The following is an 18035-nucleotide window of genomic DNA, read 5'->3' as shown; positions in this document are numbered from 1 at the left end:
CTGCCGCGGAGTACTGAGTAGCTAAAAAGCTGCCTGACTCAGTGCTGGTCCAGTGAACCTGCAGCGGGACTGTCCTTGCTCTGGGCAAGGCCATGGGAGGAGAGCCCCGCCAGGAAATTCCGGAGTTGCTGCGCCGTGGAGGGTTCATCTGCTCCCGAATAGGCGCGGGTTAGCTCCTTGAGAATGTCGTTGTCAGTTCGTGTTCCATCGATCAGTTCCCAGATTGCGGCGGCCGAGCCCAGAAGGACAAGAGGCGTGCCGCGTTCCAAGTTCAAGACGACCAAGCGCTCTTCGCCTAAGGCTCGGATCTCGGCCACGGCCTTGGCTCTGTGCCAGAACTGATCCGCCGCGTGGTCTCCGTGGGGTTGCGCAGACGGTTCTAGGTAATTAAGGCCCACATTCTCAGTAGTCAGCGGGAGCCCTTCTGGTCCTTCGCCCAGACGTTTCATGGAGGAACCACCAACCGTGTAGTCGGTCAGGCTTTGATAAACGTCCTCCAGCTGACGGGTGACTGCATACATGGAGAATCGATCCCTCGCGAGGCCCAGGGCGGCTCGGGCCGATGAAGCCCTGAGCCCTGGTTCTTCGACAAAACGGCGCATGGCATCCGAAAGACCCTCCACGCTTGAGTCTGAAACGATCCCCGCCCCTGACTCAGTAATGAAAGGGGCGAGCCCGCAACTATCGGTCACGATGACGGGAATTCCCACGGACATGGCTTCAAGGACGCTCATGGGAAACGGCTCGTTAATTGAGGGCAACACGTACACGGATGCCTTTCGCATGCGGTCCAGGGTGGAACCGGGTTCCAACGGCCCTTCAACCCGGATCCAGTCCGAGGTTCCCGTGGCCTCAATGTGCCGACGTACTTTGGACTCTTCGCCCTCGTCCGGCCCTACAAAAGCCACCTCTATGGGTTGATTGCTTGTGGTAGCCAGCAAGGCAGCAGCTTCAACAAGCACCGTGGGCCTTTTTCGACGATGCAGCCGGGCCAGGTAAAGGAACTCGAAGGATCTCCTGTCCTTATTCATGGTGCCCCGCTGTTGCCGGGTGCTGGTCCAAGGTGATTTCGGCCAGAGGCACTCCGTTGACGAGGCGTTCCAGTGTTCGGTGACTGTCTCCCAAGAGCTCACTAAGGGATGCCTGTTCCTCGGGCGTCAACCAGAAGCATCGTTGGCTGGCGCGCAGCACACGAAGGGTCAGCAACCTGTCGAGGATCTTTGCCAGCATCTTCTCCGATTCGTCGATCATTCCGTGCGTTTGGACCACAAAAGGTACGCCCCGGACCAGGCAAAGGAGGGCGGCCGGAAGCATCACCAAGTCGCGGGCCAGGTGCAGGTGAACAACATCCGCGTTCTTGAGGGTCCGCCACAGCGACGGCAGCATAGTTGGAGCGCAGAGCCCGGCGAACCCGGTTCCTGGAATGATTCGGAGGGCCTTGAAAAGCCGGGTCCGCACCCCTGGACCAAAGTATGCTTCGTCAACATCCCCGCGTGCACCGGCAAATATCTGGACCTGATGTCCACGCCTTGAAAGCTCCGAGGACTGGTTTTGCGCAACTCGAACAGGGCCGCCGTAGGCTCCATCCGGACTTACCAGCGTTACTACCTGCACGATGTTCATCGAATTCCTAGTGTTTCCCGGCACGGCCAGCCACCGCCAAGGTGCGCTTGATCGCGGCGTAATAGCGGTCCACCATGACGTTCTCTCTGTGTCGGTCCGCATGGGCAACTGCGTCTTTTTGCCGGGCGGCAAGGTCCTTGGGATTGTTGAGCAGTGCCCTAAGGTGACCGCTCAACGACGTCGGATCCAGTGGCGTGAACCCTATTGCTTGCTCGCCGGCCGCATCCGGCAGCCCGCCGTGATTCGCGTAAACCGCCACGCAGCCCGCGGCGGCAGCCTCCAGAGCCACAGTTCCGAAAGGCTCCGGCATCCGGCTCGGTATGACCACGATGGAATTCCGGTTCAGGATCCGGTTTGCTTCCTCCGGGCCTTGGGAGCCCACAAACCTCACTGCGTTGCCCAAACCGCACTCCAGGGCGAGGGCTTCAAGGCTTTCACGTTCGCTGCCCTCACCCACGATTGTCAGGGTGACGCCGTCTATCTCTCTTACGAGATCCGCTGTTGCCTGAAGCAGGAGATCAACGCCTTTGTCATGGCTGAGACGTCCCAGGAATACGATCCCCAATGGGTCGCGCAGCTCGTCGTCGAGGATGGAGAAGTATTCATCCCGATAGCTGTTCGGGATCACTTCGACGTCACCTTCAACGTGATTCGCCAGAACCCTGCTGTTTGCCACAAGGACATCGGCCCGCCCAATGATCCGGTACTTGGCGGCGTACTTAAGCCGCTGGAAGCCTGACAGTACTTGCCCGGGCATAGTCACCCACATTCTGAGGGCGACCATCCACGGCGTGCGGACCAGGGGTAGCGGCCACCACAGTGAGATGGCCGGGTTGTTGTGAAAAACGACGTCGGCTCTGTTCACCAGCGCCAGCAGGCGCCACGGTGAGGGTCGCCGGACGACGTCGTAAGGGAAAGTCCGCGTCGGCGGGCGGCTGTCAGGTGTGTTGGTGATGACTGTAACTTCGGCACCATGCCGCATGAACCCCCGCGCCAGGATGTCGGAGGTAATTTCCACTCCTCCGACGCTCGGGTGGAACACGTGCGCTACCAAAGCGATTCGCAGTGCCCGTTGTTGTGCTTGATGGTCATTGGCCACGGAAACCACTCCCAACCTGCCGGAGAAAGCGCGCAGTTTCTTCGCGGAATGGCCCCCATCCCGAGGATCCGGCGATTCGCAGCGCTTTGGCGCTCCGCTCTTCAACCAGTCCAGGTTCGTCCAGGAAGCGGTGGAGTTCGGCTACGATCTGCTCAGGTGCAAACCGGTCAACAACGGCTCCCGCACCTTGGGAAACAAGGTCCTCCACTCCGCTTCCGGCCGTGACTACCGCTGGCAGGCCTTGGCTCAGTCCTTCCAAGGCCGCGAGGGAACGGCCCTCAACAAGGCTCGGCAGCAACAGCACATGGTGCCTCCTCATTTCGCGGAGGATTTCGCTCCTGGGCATCGTCCCGCGGTAATCCACCGTTGCGAGCATGTCCTCCAGTGCAGGGAAAGTCTCACCTGGTAGTTGGCCAATGGCAGTAACGTGCACGGCGGGAGAGAGTGCCTTGGCCGCTGCCACCACGTCCGCGATCCCTTTCATTCCCACGATCCGGCCCACAAACAACACTTTTAGCGGCCCGCTGCCGTCCCACCTCAGCGGAGTCTGCCCGGGCTCAACATCGGGGCACCCGTAGGGAATCTCAGTGATTTCGCTGTCCACGCCGGCCTTACGAAGGCTCTTGGTAACCTGGGCCGAAGGTGAGATGAGTCTGGTTGCCAATCCGAGCTCAACGTCCTCCATGACATGGACCTTGCTCCGGATCATGTCCCGCCGTGCTGTTATTGCCCAGCCAGGTGACAGGCTTTCGAGTTGGCCGGCCCAGCTTCTGGTGGTGGCCCAGTGAACGTGCGGTACTTCCAGGATGGTTTCCATGCCGCGTCCTCTGGCCGCCTTGAACACTCGAGACGCGAAGGTTGAGTATCCGTAGACGGACATGGGTTGATTCCGTCGGTTGAGAGCTTTGATGGCTTTGCTTTCAACCTTCTCGGCCACCCAGTGCGCGGAGAGTGGACCTGACGCCGAGCCAAGCCGTCGTACAGCCGCTGGCTGTGCGCGCAGAAGAAGATTGCGGACCAGTTCGCTGGCGGGAGTGACGTGCAGCTGGCTGTTCCCAACCATCGGAAACAGCCGCCGTTCAACCAGCGACCTTGCGGGATGAAGCCATGACAATGCCTCCGGATCTGTCCAACCAATCGAAGTGACAAAAGCAGACAGTTGGCTGTGCTCGCTCAGCGCAGTAAGTGTCTGACGGACATTCTCGTTCCCGAAGGGGTGGACCAGTACGGTTTCCATGGGGCCTTGGGATGCGTTTGGTGTGGGTAGTTTCATGGCGTGTTGGTGATGTCGCTGCTGATGACGGCGATGTCACGCGGGCCAAAGACCGCAGCGATCTGCAGGTCATTGCGGCCACCTTCCACATTTTCGCTGTGAAGGGCCTCTCTCTGCGAACGGGGATACATGGTGAGGTGCTGTCCTTGCGCGGCGACCACCCGGCGTCGGTAGCCATGCCGGATTGCCAAGGCATTGAGCCAAATATCGTCCGCCCGGGGAGCCACCTCCCGGAACGAAGTTCCTGCTTCCCGTATGGCTGACTGTAGCCGCGGAGGCAAAAGCACTCCTGCTCCACCCGTGAGGAAATTGGCATGGCTTGTGGAACCAGTGGGGGCCGGCGTCCAGGAGTTGTAATTTTCCAGGGTGCTGTGCGCAACATCAGTTCTCATGCGGTGCGCTCGGTAAGCAGGAATCTCCTGGACTGCCCCGGACGCGCTGAGGAGGATTTCAAGCCAACGCCGCGGGTACATCAGATCATCGTCGGCCAAAGCGAGGTTCATATCATCGCGGGCGAACTCCCGGCAATAGGGAAAGTACTTCTTATGAGGCCCAAAGTCCTCGCATCGGAGAATCTCCAATCCTCTGCGCTGAAGACGCTGGAGCATGGGGTACTTTGCTACTTCGAAATCCGGCTCGTTGACCCACAGGATCATCCGGGCCGGACGCACCGAACCTGCGGCGATGGACTCCAGAGCATGGGCAACGATTCCTAACCGGCGGCCATAGGAAGTCATACTCACCACGACGTCCGCTGACCCCGTCACCTTCTTTCGGCTCAAGCGGTTGCGTAGCCTCAGGCTGCTGATGAGACGCGCCTTGTACACAAGCCGCGGAATTCTCGGCAGAGCACTGTCCAAGGCAAGCTGCGGCCCTGGATTACTTGGAAGCGGCATGTACTCTCTTCTTTCCTGTCATTTTTGAAATTCCTGTGAGAATGAGTTGAAAATCCGCGCCTCTTAGCCCGAAGAAACCGCGCATCGGCATTCCAAAATGCGCCCTTAGCCACACGATGTTCATGGTGCCGGCCACGATGCTTCCGGCCAGGGTGGCCAGAGCGGCTCCCATCGCACCCAGGACGGGCACGGTCGCCAGAAGAATGGCGGTGTTGAGCACAGCTCCAATGACCATGCCGATACTTCGCAGCCCGGGCCGGCCACGTGCGCTGAGACCGGCGCCCGCTATGGAACCGGGGGTTCCCAGGGCCACACCCGCAAGAATCACCCAGGAAACTGCGACTGCGGCTGCAAATGAATCTCCAAAGAGCAACGGAACCGCCCAGGGAAGAGCGACGCCGATTCCCAGGCTGCCGAGGGCCGTGGCGGCCGACGTCAAACGTGCGGTCTGTTGCAGACGGTCCTGATCCTCAGGCCGGTGCGAGCTCTCAGCATCGGAAGAGAAGACGACGTTGCGGACGGCGCCGGAAAGTAGAGCAGGGATCTCGCCCAGACTGACAGCCACCACGTAGAGTCCCAATTGCGCAGCGTTGCCGAAGGGGACCATAAGAAGCTGGTCAAGTCGGAGAAGCACGATGCCTGCCAGGGATCCCGCCCACAGGCGACTTCCATAATTGATGAGGCGCGCTCTGGCAGGGGGGAGGTTTCTTCTTTCCCGTATGTAGGCAAAGAGGTACGGCAACATCACGATGCCCTTTATCAGGGGGATGCCTAGCATCACCATCATCGCCGTCAAGGGGGTCAGCAAAGAGGCCATAGCGAAGACGGACAGGACAAGCAGACGCACTGCCGCCAGGCACAGGTCAATCCTGGCTGCTTGCTTCCACTGATGATTCCCGGCCAGCACGCTGTTGGGCACTGACGCCCAGAACGTAGGAACGGTAAGGATGGCGGTGATAAAGATGAGTTGCTCAATATCGGTATTGCCATCGGAGAGAAGTGAGGCACTCAGGGCAACGATTGCGGCTGTAGACATACCCAGGAACGTAAGAATCCAAAAGGCGCGTTTGAGCACCTTTCGCGCGCCCCCAGCATGCCTGGCTACATGAAACGTGAGTGCCTCCGGGATTCCCAGTGCGCCGACGGCTACCGCAAAAAGCATGGGGGCCATACCAGCGGCGAGTTCTCCACGGCCCAAGACACCCAGGGACTGAGCCAAAATCGGAGCCGTAGCCAGGGACATGAGTGGGGTTACTGCCGCCCCGGCAATTGCGTAGAAAATTCGTTGTCCGTGGCTTTCCTTTGCACTGGTGATCAAGCCGCTTTTCAGGCCTTTTTCGCTTCTCATCACGCTGATACCTGACCCACGCGAAGTCCCAATGCCTCCACGGGTGCGGTGCTGTTTGGCGACGAAACCGTGCGGGGCTCGTCCCTCGGATGAGGACTGCGGAAGGAACGGTAGCTCGCCATCGCGAGGACGAACCAGAAGAGGTGGATATCGATGGAGTTCCCGCCGATGGAACTGTAGCCGTTGATGGCCACGATGATCAGGGCCGCGGCCGCGGCGCCGGGCCAGCTGTCCCTTCCCTTGATATCCAACTGACTGAAAAGGAGGCACACCATGAAAATGAAGAATGCAACTACAGCCAGAATTCCGAACATGAGGGCCATCATGAAGTAGCCGTTTTCAAGGCTGGAGCCAAGGGTGCCCTCACCTTTGAGATCCCTGCCCCCGGGATATCCGCCAACAAAGAATTCTGCTGTGTGCTCCCAAAACCAATCGAAAGCAGCCACTCTGAGCGCCGCGGAGCCGTTGTCGTCCTCGAACTTGAGCAGGAGCTTCTCGCCTGCGACACCTTGGATGCTGACGAGAAGGGCTGCGAGTACAACAGCAGCGAAAAGGATGCTGCGAAGGAGTTTTCGTCCTCCGATCACCACCAGGAACATGAACCCGACCACTGTGAGAATCAGGCCCATGCGCCCGTAGGCAAGCGGCACTGTAACGAGGAGGCCTGCCGCCAACGTGAAGCGCAGCAGCATCGATTTGATCAAGGCAAGGAGCGGCATGGTGGCAGCAAAAAAGACACCGACTTGGATGCCGTGCCCAAAAGTTCCAATTGCGGCACCAAGCTCGGAAACCGTGCCCGTCAACCAGATCTTTGAGAAGTCGCTTTCCCAAACTACCGGTCGGCCAGTTGCCACCTGGACCTGGGATAGTACGGCCTCCGTGAGGGCCAGGAGCGCAAACGTCACCAGGTAGGCTTTTCCGGCACCGGGTATTGAGCGGATTGAATACCGCATGAACACGAAGACGTAGTAGGGGGCCCATACGATCCCTACAATGAACATCGTAGTGTCCAGTAGTCCAGCACTGCCGGGGTTTCCGACGTCGGTCATCATGACTGCCGCGATGGCGGCGAGAACTATCTGCGGCCAAGCACCGGCAGAACGGATCGCCTGTCCGAAAATCCTTGGGGCAAATGCCCCCTGGATGAGAATGAAGCACAGAAACAGGTAAGTGGACGGGTGCAGCCCAGGCATGACTTCGTTCTGAACCACACCCGGAACCAGGATTCGTATCACGATGACGGCAGCCAAAACGATCTGTATCCGACGTATGAAGACGGCGCTGAAGACCAGGCTGAGTCCTATCCAGACGATCAGCGTACTCAACGCGGCTCTCCGTCATCCTTGCCCGGCCGTGCAGCTCCAGTGGTTGCCGCCGATGCCAGCAGCCGCGTACCACCGGGTACGTCCTTCACTACCAGGGCGCCAGCTCCCACCAAGCATGAAGTGCCGATGTTCACTCCCCGCAGCACTGTTGCCCGGGCGCCAATCCAGCTCCCGTCACCAACGACGATCGGAGCGTTATCAAACTCAAAGGTCGGTGAGTCAAATGCATGGCTGCCGGTGCAAATGAACACGCCTTGAGAAAGGCAGCAATCGGAACCGACTGTTACCGGCTCAAGGTTGAGGATCCAGGCGTCGACGCCAATCCATACGTCATTACCCAGCGACAGCTTCCACGGCCAATGGATTTTTACGCCGTGACGGATTTTCACACCCCGTCCAACAGAGGCACCGAAAGCTCTGAGGATTTGTACGCGCAGAAAAGACGGGCACCACCACGCGCTGAAGACAAGATTTTGAACGGCGAACCAGGCCGCCTGCCAGAGTAATCCGCGGCCCTTGTTGTAGCCGGCACCGGTGAACCCGGCCAGATGCAACCGGTTCATCCTCGGCGGAGTGCCAAGGTATGGGCGTGGCTTCGGGCCGATGCTGAACCAGCCAGCGTCCTCGTGGTGGTGTCCATTTGTCCTCGCCATTCTGTCTTTCGGATACGCAATGATTCTTGTGGGGTCGGGCACCCCCTAGACCCGGACAGCCGCAACTTCTCCGTGGTGGCGCCCCACGCTGCGTCCATGTGCAAGGACAACCGAGGCGGAATTTTCGGTTTCCAACGGGGGTTTTCCCACAGCCGCCTTTGAGGCCCTCCGTGGAGGTCCGCCGCTATTGCGTAGGGGCTTGACTACCTTCTGCGTATCAGGGAGCGGTTGCCACCGGAGCCACGTTTGGAAGGTCTGGGATGGCCTCTTCTTGATCTTGACCTTTGTGTCGCCTTACGAATTTGCCTCGCTTTTCCGCTACACGCAGATGTCCTCGGCAGCCATACCTAAGTCAGGTTGATCTCCACGGAGAGAGTGAGATGGCCGGCGGTTTCGGGCAGGCCTCGATTAGCTTTCAGACGGTCCTACCACTGAGAAACTTGGGCCCTTCAGCTCTAGGGGGCGTATGAGCCCAACCACAATCGACTGGTATCCGAATGACAGAAGGCTGAAGACATATGGACACCACGACGCGGGCGCCTGCTTGTTCACCATCGATGACGAGTCAGGCCCATGCCCCGGAGCAGAAACCGGGGGCTCAAAGCCACCCCATTTGGTTTGATCGGGCGATCGCTGCCGAGCCCTCTTCCAAGGGTGGTGGAAAGAGACGACGCACCGCATTGATCGCGGGAATCGTCATGGGGCATATTGTCACCCTGTTCGGGCCGATGCTGCTTGGCCAGTGGCCCCTGGCATCCCTGTGATGAACAAGCCTGCTCTGCCCCGGGCTGGTGCGCGGGATCCGCTCCGGAGCGGTGATGGTTTATGAAAGCGCTGATCGTAGGCTTGAACTACGCCCCGGAACGCAGCGGAAACGCCCCATACACCAGCAAACTCGCGCAAGGGCTGACGCGGCGTGGGGTCTCCGTCAAAGTTTTGACAGGCTATCCGCACTATCCCGAATGGAAGATTCAGGACGGCTACAACGGCCTATCCATGGAGGAGAATCTGGCCGGCGTTGCCGTCAAACGCCTTAGGTCCAGCGTCCCGAGCCGGCCCAACGGACTTGGCCGTCTTCTTATGGAAGTTACTTTCGGGGTCCGCACCATGCTTTCACGCTGGGACCGCCCCGATGTGGTTCTCGTAGTCAGCCCCGCCCTTTTCTCCGCGGCGTTCGCCATTCTTAGGGCACGGATTTTCCGGGTACCCGTTGGCATCTGGGTTCAAGATCTCTACAGCAAGGGAGTCGAGGAAACGGGCCCTGCGCGTTCGCCGCTGGCCTCACTCATGAAGCGCCTTGAATCCGCGATCTTGAACGCCGCGGATGGAGTGACCGTGATTCACGAACGTTTCAGGGACCACGTCATCACTGATCTGGGGGTTTCCGCGCATCGGGTGCGTGTGATCAGGAACTGGACCCACGTTCAACACCACCATTCTTTTGACAGATCAGCTGCCCGTCAGCGGCTCGGCTGGGCGGCGACAGATTTTGTGGCACTTCACGCGGGAAACATGGGGGTCAAACAGGGGCTGGAGAACGTGATTGATACTGCACGCCTGGCAGGCCGGAGCGGAAGCGATGTCCGTTTTGTCTTGCTGGGCAACGGCAATCAACGGCGCACCCTCGAATCGAAAGGCGCGGGAATCGACCGGCTGCAGTTCTTGGAGCCGCTTCCGGACCGCGACTACTCGGAGGCGCTCCGATCGGCTGATGTGCTGCTCGTCAATGAGCGTCCGGGTGTCAGGGAAATGTCCGTGCCGAGCAAGCTGACAAGTTACTTCGTGACCGGCCTTCCGATTATCGCCGCAACGGAGGCAGACAGTGCAACGGCACACGAGTTGTCGACGGCGGGGGCAGGCATCCGGGCTGACTCCGGATCACCCACGGATCTGGTGGCCGCCATCGAACGCCTCCGCTCAAACCCTGGTTCCGCCGAGAGTTTTGGAGCTGCCGGCCGGCAATACAGCGACAAGGTTCTCAGCGAAGAGGTAGCTGTGCGCAGCTACGTCGAGTGGTTGAGCGATCTGGCCTCGCTGAAGCGACCGCACTGACACGGGAATTACCTCAACCATCTGTACGAAAAAAGGAAAGAAGAACTTTGGTCAAGAAAGCGCTCATCACAGGAATCACGGGACAGGACGGCTCGTACCTTGCCGAACTTTTGCTCTCCAAAGGCTATGAGGTGCATGGATTGATCCGCCGCTCTTCCACCTTCAACACCTCCCGCATCGACCACCTCTACGTGGACCCGCATAACAGCAAAGCACGCCTCTTTCTCCACTACGGAGACCTGTCCGACGGTGCCCGTCTGGTGACGCTTCTGGCTGATATCCGTCCCGACGAGGTCTACAACCTTGGGGCCCAGTCGCATGTGAGGGTTTCCTTCGACGAACCCGAGCACACGGGTAACACCACTGGAATTGGTACAACCCGTCTTCTGGAAGCTGTGCGTATGGCTGGAATCGAAACCCGCTTCTATCAGGCATCCTCGTCCGAAATGTTCGGCGCTACCCCGCCGCCCCAGGATGAGGCCACGCCTTTCTATCCCCGTTCTCCCTACGGCGCAGCAAAGGTCTACAGCTACTGGATGACAAAGAACTACCGGGAGGCTTACGGCATGTTCGCCGTCAACGGCATTCTTTTCAATCACGAATCGCCTCGTCGGGGCGAGACGTTCGTGACCCGCAAAATCACGCGGGCTGTCGCCGCCATCAAGGCCGGCAAACAGTCCGAGCTGTACATGGGGAACCTTCAGGCTATCCGCGACTGGGGTTACGCCGCGGAATACGTAGAGGGCATGTGGCGCATGCTTCAGGTGGACGAGCCTGACGACTACGTTCTGGCGACAAACGAGGGCTATACCGTCAAGGACTTTCTTGAAAACGCTTTTGAGCATGCCGGCTTGAACTGGGAAAACCACGTGCGCTTTGATGAGCGCTATCTTCGTCCCACAGAAGTTGAAGCACTCATTGGTGATTACTCCAAAGCCAAGGAAAAGCTGAACTGGGAACCCACTGTCAGGACTCCTGAGCTGGCTCGCCTCATGGTGGACGCTGACATGGAAGCTTTGCAGCACGGAGGAAACCCGTGGATCGACTCCGTCGATTTGCAAACGTGGAAGGCTCTCGCCGGATGACACCCTTCACTCCCGGGCGGCTTGATCGATCCTCCCCCTTCTATGTTGCAGGGCATGGGGGCCTGGTGGGATCTGCCTTGTGGCGGAAGCTCTCGGCGGAGGGTTTCACGAACACCATCGGGAGAACATCCAAGGAAATGGACCTCAAGGATCGCGCCGCTGTGTTTGCCTTCTTCGCAGAGGAGAGGCCCAGATACGTGGCATTAGCCGCAGCCAAGGTTGGCGGCATTCTTGCGAACAAGACGTACCCGGTTGATTTCCTGAGCGAAAATATCCGGATTCAGGTCAATGTGATGGATGCTGCCCAGGAATACGGGGTTGAACGGCTGCTGTTCCTGGGATCATCATGCATCTACCCCAAGCTGGCACCCCAGCCCCTCAAGGAGGAGTACCTTCTGACGGGACCATTGGAGGAAACCAACGACGCTTACGCGATAGCCAAAATCTCGGGAATCATGCAGGTCCAAGCCATGCGAAAGCAGTATGGCTTGCCGTGGATTTCAGCGATGCCTACCAACCTGTACGGCCCCGGAGACAACTTTTCGGCCCAAGGCTCCCATGTTTTGCCCGCCCTGATCCGCCGCTTGGACGAGGCCAGGGTTCGGGGAGACAAGTCAGTAACCAACTGGGGAACAGGCGCGCCGCGTCGCGAATTCCTTCACGTGGACGATTTGGCTGATGCCTGTCTGCACCTCCTTGAAAACTACGATGGTCCGCAGCATGTCAATGTTGGCGTGGGCGCGGACATGACCATCAAAGAGCTAGCCGGCCTCATTGCCGGCACCATCGGCTATGAGGGCGCACTGAGGTGGGATGCTACGAAACCTGATGGGACGCCCCGCAAGCTGATGGATGTGGGAAAACTGGAGGCGCTCGGTTGGACCGCGCGCATCTCCTTGCAGGACGGGATCGAGTCCACCTACGCCTGGTACAGGGCGAACCGCAATGGCCTCAGGGACTAGCCTGTGGCGCGTCGATTAATGCCGGCGGCTGCGAAACATCCAGTCCCGGCAACACCACCGGGTGAAGTTTTCCGGATCGACGAGTCGATCGTGCTTTCCGCTGCGATGGTTTCCCATCTGGCGGCAGAGTCAAACATTCGCGTTCTGCTCATCAAGGGTCCAGCAGCCACCCTCGTTGGTGCGCGCCCCGTACGACCATCCCTCGACCTCGACATCCTCCTCCAGCGCTCGGACCTGAAGGTTCTGCTGCAGGCCCTTGAGCAAAGAGGATGGGAGACCAGGATCCCTGAAGTGTCCGAGGCATTCCCTGATCACTCAACCACTCTGATCAACCCGGGATGGCCCTCGGACATTGACGTTCATTGGCGGTTTCCGGGGTTTTATGAAGACGAATCTGTGGTTTTCGAGCATCTGTGGAGTGCAAAGCAAAGCGTCGAGCTCGGTGGCCGGCCGGTCTGGACGCTTTCACGTAATGACGCGCTCCTGGTTACTCTCCTGCATGCGTTGAGAAGTCCAGCCAAGGGTGTGCTCCACGACGACGTTTCGTTCTGCCTCCGCGAGATCAAACAGTCCCCGCAGCTGCACTATGACCGGGCACTTGAACTGGGGGCCATAGGTCCCTTGGGGTCTTTGTTTGCGACGCTGCCCGAGACCCAGTCATTCGATCTTGGCGAGCCTCCCTTTGATTGGGTTCTTCGAACAACCGCGCAAAGATCTGCAACGCTCCGTCTCTTCCATCTCTTGGAAATCCCCTGGTCCCAGAAGCCGGCAGCACTATGGCAAGCGCTCGTTCCCTCCCGGGACTCCATTAGCTGGCATGACTTGGAACTTCGCAACGTGAGTCAGTGGCAACAGGCTCCTTTCCGCCTCCGGCGACTATGGCGGAGTGTGACCGAAGGCGTCCAAACCCTTAGGGAAGTACGCGAAATCCGTGCCCGCATCCGGAAATCTACTGACACCTCCGCTTGACGGCGGAGACCTCCGTTTTGATCACCATTGTCACTCTCGAGAAGCGAGAATTCATGCGTATTACCGTCATAGGAACCGGCTACTTAGGTGCTACCCATGCAGCTTGCATGGCTGAACTCGGCTACGAGGTGCTTGGCCTTGATATCGACCCCGCGAGGGTGGCGTCGCTGTCAGAGGGGCTGCTGCCTTTTCACGAGCCCGGCCTGCCCGAGCTCCTCCGCAAACACGTGAAGAGCGGACGTCTCCGGTTCACCACCTCGTACCAGGAAGTGGGGGCTTGGGGAGATGTGCACTTCATTGGTGTGGGAACCCCCCAGCGCGCCGGTGCAGGCGCCGCGGACATGTCATTCGTGGATGCGGCCACCACGTCCCTCGCGCGGAACATCACCAAAGATGCCCTCATTGTGGGAAAGTCGACCGTTCCTGTGGGAACCACGAGGCGCCTGAAGTCCCTCGTTCGTGAGAACAAGCGCCCCGGGGTCAGAGTGAACCTTGCCTGGAACCCTGAGTTCCTGAGGGAGGGATTCGCCGTAGTGGACACCCTGGCCCCTGATCGCCTCGTCATCGGCGTCGATTCGCCTGAAGACGAGAAAATCCTGCGACAGGTGTATGCGGCAGCCGTCGCAGGCGGCGTGCCCTTGATCAGCACCGATTTTGAGACTGCAGAACTGGTCAAGGTCGCCGCAAATGCATTCCTCGCTACAAAAATTTCCTTCATCAATGCCTTTTCCGAAGTAACCGAGGTTATTGGCGGAGATATCCGCACGCTCGCAGATGCCATCGGCCTCGACGCACGAATAGGGCGTCGCTTCCTCAACGCAGGCATCGGCTTCGGTGGTGGGTGCCTGCCCAAGGATATACGTGCCCTTCAAGCACGTGCGGCTGAGCTCGGCGCGGATCGAAGCATGCGGTTCCTCGATGAGATGGACGGGATCAATCTGAGGCGCCGGGAGCGTGTTGTTGACCTGGCTCGCGTGATGGTTGGTTCGCTGTCCCAAACCAGGATCGCCGTCCTTGGCGTTGCCTTCAAGCCCAACAGCGACGACGTCCGCGACTCACCGGCGTTGGACATCGCCGACAGATTGGCTGACGAAGGTGCGCAGATTTGTATCTATGACCCTGCAGGAAACCTCAACGCCTCACGGCGCTCGCCGCAACATAACTACGTGCTTTCCACTGAGGATGCCGTCAAAAACGCAGACCTCATCCTCCTTCTCACTGAGTGGGACGAGTTCAAAGCCCTCACCCCGGAGGGACTTTCTGCGCAAACGGGAGCCCGGAAGATCATTGACGGACGGAACGTACTCCAGGCGAAAGCATGGGAAGACTCTGGTTGGTCCGTTGCGTCACCCGGTCGGCGCTTCGAAGCGAATCACCTGACTAACATGCCTCCCAGTGAGCAACTTCAGTTGAGTTCCGGCCCAGCCGCTTAGGCGGTATTACACGGATTGCCTGCGCGGTAACGGCTGTCTAACGGTGGCGCGGTAGCGTCGGCTGACGGCCGTCCGGCTGGCCTGCGGGGGGATTCCCAATTTTCGTCGGACCGAGGCAAGCTGATTGCGCAACGTTGAATCTGCAATGCCAAGTTTCCTCGCCACTTCACTCCGAGGTAGCTGCTCATCACTGAGGAAGTAGGCGTTGGCCGCTACCTCTTCGGCAGTGGTTAGGGGAAGGGAATTCCGGCCGGAAGCAGGATCAAACGGCAGATGTGTTCCGTCAGCGCCAACGCTCTTGACCGCAGCCAACAGGACCGGAAGAGTAGCCGTTTCAGGAACGTAACCGCGGACGCCGAGGTCCACCAGGCGAAGAACCCGGGAGCTGTGGAGCACGCCGCCGTAGACGAGCACCCTGTAGCTGTCATGCAACAGATCCACCACATTGCTTTCCAGCTCGGGCAAGGTCCCGTCAACCACGGCAATGCTGCCTGCGGACAAGGTTTGTAACGGTCTGGTAGCCCAATGGATGAGCGCCGTGAATTGCCGATTCATGCTGACAACTAGTATTTGGGGCAACTCTGTGACTCCTTTTGTGGTGGATCAAAGGTTCTCAAAACAGCGCTAGGAGATGGCCTGTGAAACCTCATTGGCATCTGAGACTGAGGATTTGGGTGCGTTTCGGATGAGATCTGCGAGTTGTTTACGGGTGGTTGTGTCGGTTTTTCGCAGGGCATTGGAGATATGGCTCTCCACAGTCCGGATGCTGATGCCAAATTGCTCAGCAATGTCCTGGTTGCTCTGTTGCCCGGCGACGAGGGCAACTTCGATCTCTCTCAACGTCAAGGACGAGCCGGGAGGCTCAGACCGGAAATCAAGCAACGTCCCCACCACGCCAAAACGGGCGGAAAAGTCCTTGGCGGCCTTTCGGATCTCGCTTGCAGCTGCGGGCTCGCCGCTGAGTTGGCACCTCTGCTCGGCTCCGCGCAGGAGCATGGCTACTTGGAATGTATCTCCATCCAGCACGTAGGTATCCAGCAGCTGACGCAGGCGGGGAAGGTCCATCTCTATGGCGGCACCCGCAACAGTCAGAAGCTGCTGGTGCACAGTCATTCCGCGATCCTCCAGAATCGCCAGGAGGTGGCCCCTTACCCGGGGTCCGGGCAGGAGGCCCAGTGCGAAAAGTCCCGTATGCATGGCTTCCAAAGCAAAGCCTCGCGCAAGGGACTTCTCCATGATTCTGCTGGCTCGCTCGTCGAAGGCTCTGGCGCTGGCCGGGCGGCTGGCGGCGAGATCATGTAAACCTGTTCCGATGCCAGGGAACGGCCCACGGTCCCTCCTGCCGAAACCCGGTGTCACTCCCGTTGAAGTGGCTGGAACCGCGTCCCGAAGGGAAGATAAACGCAGCATGGCTACGTGCAAAGACTCCACCAGAAATCCCGGCTTCCCCAACGAAAAGGCACGTCCCATGAGATATTCGGCTTCGTCGAACAGACCGTGATGGAGGAGGGCGAGTGCAGCTATATAGCTCTGGCTGACGAAGGCAAACTGATCCACATTCTGCAAAGCCTTTTCCCGGCATTCGATTGCCATCACGAGGGCTGCTTCTTCACGTCCGCTGGATAGCGAAGCCATCCCCTGAATGAACGCTTCGAAGGGCGGATAAACGGACGCTCCCTCGTTTAAGCCCGCCTTGCTTTGAGCCTCCCGGGGGTCAAGGCGGTAAAGCGCCAGCATTCCCCTGATGGTTTCAATGATTCCGCCCTGAGATTCGTTTCCGGGGTCATTGGCAAGAAGTTCCGCGTTGTGTGGGAGGCTGCCGTGGGATGCCCGAAGGAACGCTATGAACCCTTCAGCTTCGAATTGCAGGCCTGGTTCCCTGGAAGACAGAGCCTGCATTGTGCCGATCGCGCCGGGCAGGTTCTTTTCATGGGAGAACTGCCACCAGGCCAGCGACAGGGTAAACAGGAAAAGATCTGCGGATTCGCCACGGTCAGTGTCGGTTCGGCGCAGAACTTCCTGGACTCGGCGGATATCGACGGGAGCTCCCCAATAGAACCTCAGCAACGCGACAGCTGTGGGCAGGCTGCGGTCGCATTGCCACCTCTGGTAGCAGGATTCTTCAAGGGCATCGCGGCGCTGCTGGAAGTAGCGGGTGGCAGCTGCATGGTTGCTGCCCATTTCCTTACGAAGTACCGAAATCGAAGCCGACAACATGTCATCCTTGGTTGCCCGCGCTGGGTGGTCACCTGATTCTGCAACTACGTGATCAGCCACTGCGCTCCGGAGAATTCTCCGTGAGCTCAGGGTGTGTGCGCGCAGGTAGTCGTCCACAATGGGCGGAAACACGGCAGCAAGAAGAGACTGATCCGGGCCTTGAATGACCGAGATCAGCCCGTTGTACTCGAGGTGATCCAGGACGTCCTCGCCAACAGTCGCCACCAACCGGTCTACCGGGCTGGGGCCAAGGAGGGACATCTTGTTCAGCGCCCGAACTTCCTCCGGCCGCAAACCCTGGAGCAGGGCTTCCACTGTCCCATTGAGATGTTCATTCATCAGTTTGGGGCTGTTCATGCACCACCGGCCGTCCTTGAGAGTCACACGACCACTAAGTGCAGCGGTTTGGATGATTCGGACGGCCAACCGCAAATTGCCGCCGGATTTGGTGAGGACATTTGCCACCACGTTCACTTCTGCCGGATGACCGAGGATTCTTGTGATGAGTTTGCTGATTTGTTCGTATTCCAGCGGTGCCAGTGAGACCGTGGCCTCAGGGATGCTCCCCAGATAGCCGGAGGTTCTGGGCTGAAACGGCCGATCATTCACGGTGGTAATCAAAGGAACATTGCTTCTTCTCCGCAGCACGTCCACTACGGCCAATGACTCGCGGTCCAGATTCTCGAGATCGTCGATCGCTATCAAATGTGACCCCGTCCGGGCCATCTGCACGGACAGAAGGTCCACGATTCCCAGAATCCCGACGGTCCTGGAGCGAAGATCCAAACCCAATGAAAGAACACCCGCAAAAGGCACGGTAGCCAGAGCCGGCGCTGCGAACATGGTGTAAACCGTGGCGCCGTCTTCTTCCAATTTCGCAACAACGCTCTTAAGGAGACTGGTCCGGCCGCTACCGGGTGCGCCAACAATTCTTACGCCCAGACCTTTGGCGACATAGTCCAGGACACTCATTATTTTCCGCTCATACACTTGCTTGCTGACCCCTTATGGAAGCGGCTTTGGACCCCTTGACGCTGCCAAAAGCCTTGCTTCTGTAGAACTGTCTTTTGCCCGAGAGTCATCGGAGAAAGGAAATACCA

16 protein-coding genes are annotated in these 18035 nt (G+C 59.0%); 6 read left to right on the top strand and 10 right to left on the bottom strand.

The window, feature by feature from the left end:
* Positions 1-38: 38 nt before the first annotated feature.
* The 8 genes from ABI796_RS19865 to ABI796_RS19830 all read right to left on the bottom strand — a co-directional run bounded on the left by ABI796_RS19865 (position 39) and on the right by ABI796_RS19830 (position 8217).
* Positions 39-1031: a PqqD family peptide modification chaperone gene (locus ABI796_RS19865; protein ID WP_141284415.1), complete on the bottom strand. Its 993-nt coding sequence runs from the start codon at positions 1029-1031 to the stop codon at positions 39-41.
* Positions 1024-1623 carry a glycosyltransferase gene (locus tag ABI796_RS19860; RefSeq protein WP_170224946.1) on the bottom strand — a complete coding sequence of 200 codons (600 nt, stop codon included), beginning with the start codon at positions 1621-1623 and terminating at the stop codon, positions 1024-1026. The genes ABI796_RS19865 and ABI796_RS19860 overlap by 8 nt, the downstream gene beginning before the upstream one ends.
* 7 nt (positions 1624-1630) lie before the next feature.
* The gene (locus tag ABI796_RS19855) at positions 1631-2722 is read right to left on the bottom strand and encodes a glycosyltransferase family 4 protein (RefSeq protein WP_141284411.1); all 1092 of its coding nucleotides are present in this window, start codon (positions 2720-2722) and stop codon (positions 1631-1633) included.
* Positions 2712-3959, bottom strand: a complete 1248-nt coding sequence (locus ABI796_RS19850; protein ID WP_170224945.1) for a glycosyltransferase family 4 protein — start codon at positions 3957-3959, stop codon at positions 2712-2714. Before ABI796_RS19850 ends, ABI796_RS19855 begins: the two co-directional genes overlap by 11 nt.
* Positions 3960-3991: 32 nt before the next feature.
* A complete protein-coding gene (locus ABI796_RS19845) occupies positions 3992-4777 on the bottom strand; it encodes a hypothetical protein (RefSeq protein WP_141284407.1) in 786 nt (261 codons plus the stop codon).
* A 97-nt stretch (positions 4778-4874) separates the two neighbouring features.
* Entirely contained in the window at positions 4875-6209 is a 1335-nt protein-coding gene (locus tag ABI796_RS19840) for a lipopolysaccharide biosynthesis protein (RefSeq protein WP_170224943.1), read from the bottom strand.
* Positions 6210-6238: 29 nt separating this feature from the next.
* Positions 6239-7564 (bottom strand): hypothetical protein, encoded by a 1326-nt coding sequence (locus ABI796_RS19835; RefSeq protein ID WP_141284403.1) that lies wholly within the window; start codon positions 7562-7564, stop codon positions 6239-6241.
* Positions 7561-8217, bottom strand: coding sequence for a DapH/DapD/GlmU-related protein (locus tag ABI796_RS19830; RefSeq protein ID WP_246095838.1), 657 nt, complete (start codon positions 8215-8217; stop codon positions 7561-7563). The genes ABI796_RS19835 and ABI796_RS19830 overlap by 4 nt, the downstream gene beginning before the upstream one ends.
* Before the next feature lie 518 nt (positions 8218-8735).
* Here ABI796_RS19830 and ABI796_RS19825 point away from each other — a divergent pair.
* The 6 genes from ABI796_RS19825 to ABI796_RS19800 all read left to right on the top strand — a co-directional run bounded on the left by ABI796_RS19825 (position 8736) and on the right by ABI796_RS19800 (position 14718).
* Positions 8736-8981, top strand: a complete 246-nt coding sequence (locus ABI796_RS19825) for a hypothetical protein (protein WP_141284401.1) — start codon at positions 8736-8738, stop codon at positions 8979-8981.
* A gap of 61 nt (positions 8982-9042) precedes the next feature.
* Positions 9043-10269, top strand: a complete 1227-nt coding sequence (locus tag ABI796_RS19820) for a glycosyltransferase family 4 protein (protein WP_141284400.1) — start codon at positions 9043-9045, stop codon at positions 10267-10269.
* Between the two features lie 47 nt (positions 10270-10316).
* Positions 10317-11354, top strand: coding sequence for a GDP-mannose 4,6-dehydratase (gene gmd, locus ABI796_RS19815; RefSeq protein ID WP_141284398.1), 1038 nt, complete (start codon positions 10317-10319; stop codon positions 11352-11354).
* Positions 11351-12316 (top strand): GDP-L-fucose synthase, encoded by a 966-nt coding sequence (locus ABI796_RS19810; protein WP_141284396.1) that lies wholly within the window; start codon positions 11351-11353, stop codon positions 12314-12316. Before gmd ends, ABI796_RS19810 begins: the two co-directional genes overlap by 4 nt.
* Positions 12317-12319: 3 nt before the next feature.
* A complete protein-coding gene (locus ABI796_RS19805; protein ID WP_141284394.1) occupies positions 12320-13285 on the top strand; it encodes a nucleotidyltransferase family protein in 966 nt (321 codons plus the stop codon).
* Positions 13286-13338: 53 nt separating this feature from the next.
* Positions 13339-14718 (top strand): UDP-glucose dehydrogenase family protein, encoded by a 1380-nt coding sequence (locus ABI796_RS19800; RefSeq protein WP_141284392.1) that lies wholly within the window; start codon positions 13339-13341, stop codon positions 14716-14718.
* Between the two features lie 6 nt (positions 14719-14724).
* Here the strand turns inward: ABI796_RS19800 and ABI796_RS19795 are convergent, their stop codons facing one another.
* Both ABI796_RS19795 and ABI796_RS19790 read right to left on the bottom strand, forming a co-directional pair.
* Positions 14725-15219, bottom strand: a complete 495-nt coding sequence (locus ABI796_RS19795) for a response regulator transcription factor (RefSeq protein ID WP_141284390.1) — start codon at positions 15217-15219, stop codon at positions 14725-14727.
* Between the two features lie 123 nt (positions 15220-15342).
* Positions 15343-17907, bottom strand: a complete 2565-nt coding sequence (locus ABI796_RS19790; protein WP_246095837.1) for a LuxR C-terminal-related transcriptional regulator — start codon at positions 17905-17907, stop codon at positions 15343-15345.
* Positions 17908-18035: the final 128 nt, after the last annotated feature.

It is taken from the genome of Paenarthrobacter aurescens (assembly GCF_041549525.1).
GTDB lineage: Bacteria > Actinomycetota > Actinomycetes > Actinomycetales > Micrococcaceae > Arthrobacter > Arthrobacter aurescens.
This window is presented reverse-complemented; position numbering and strand designations above follow the sequence as displayed.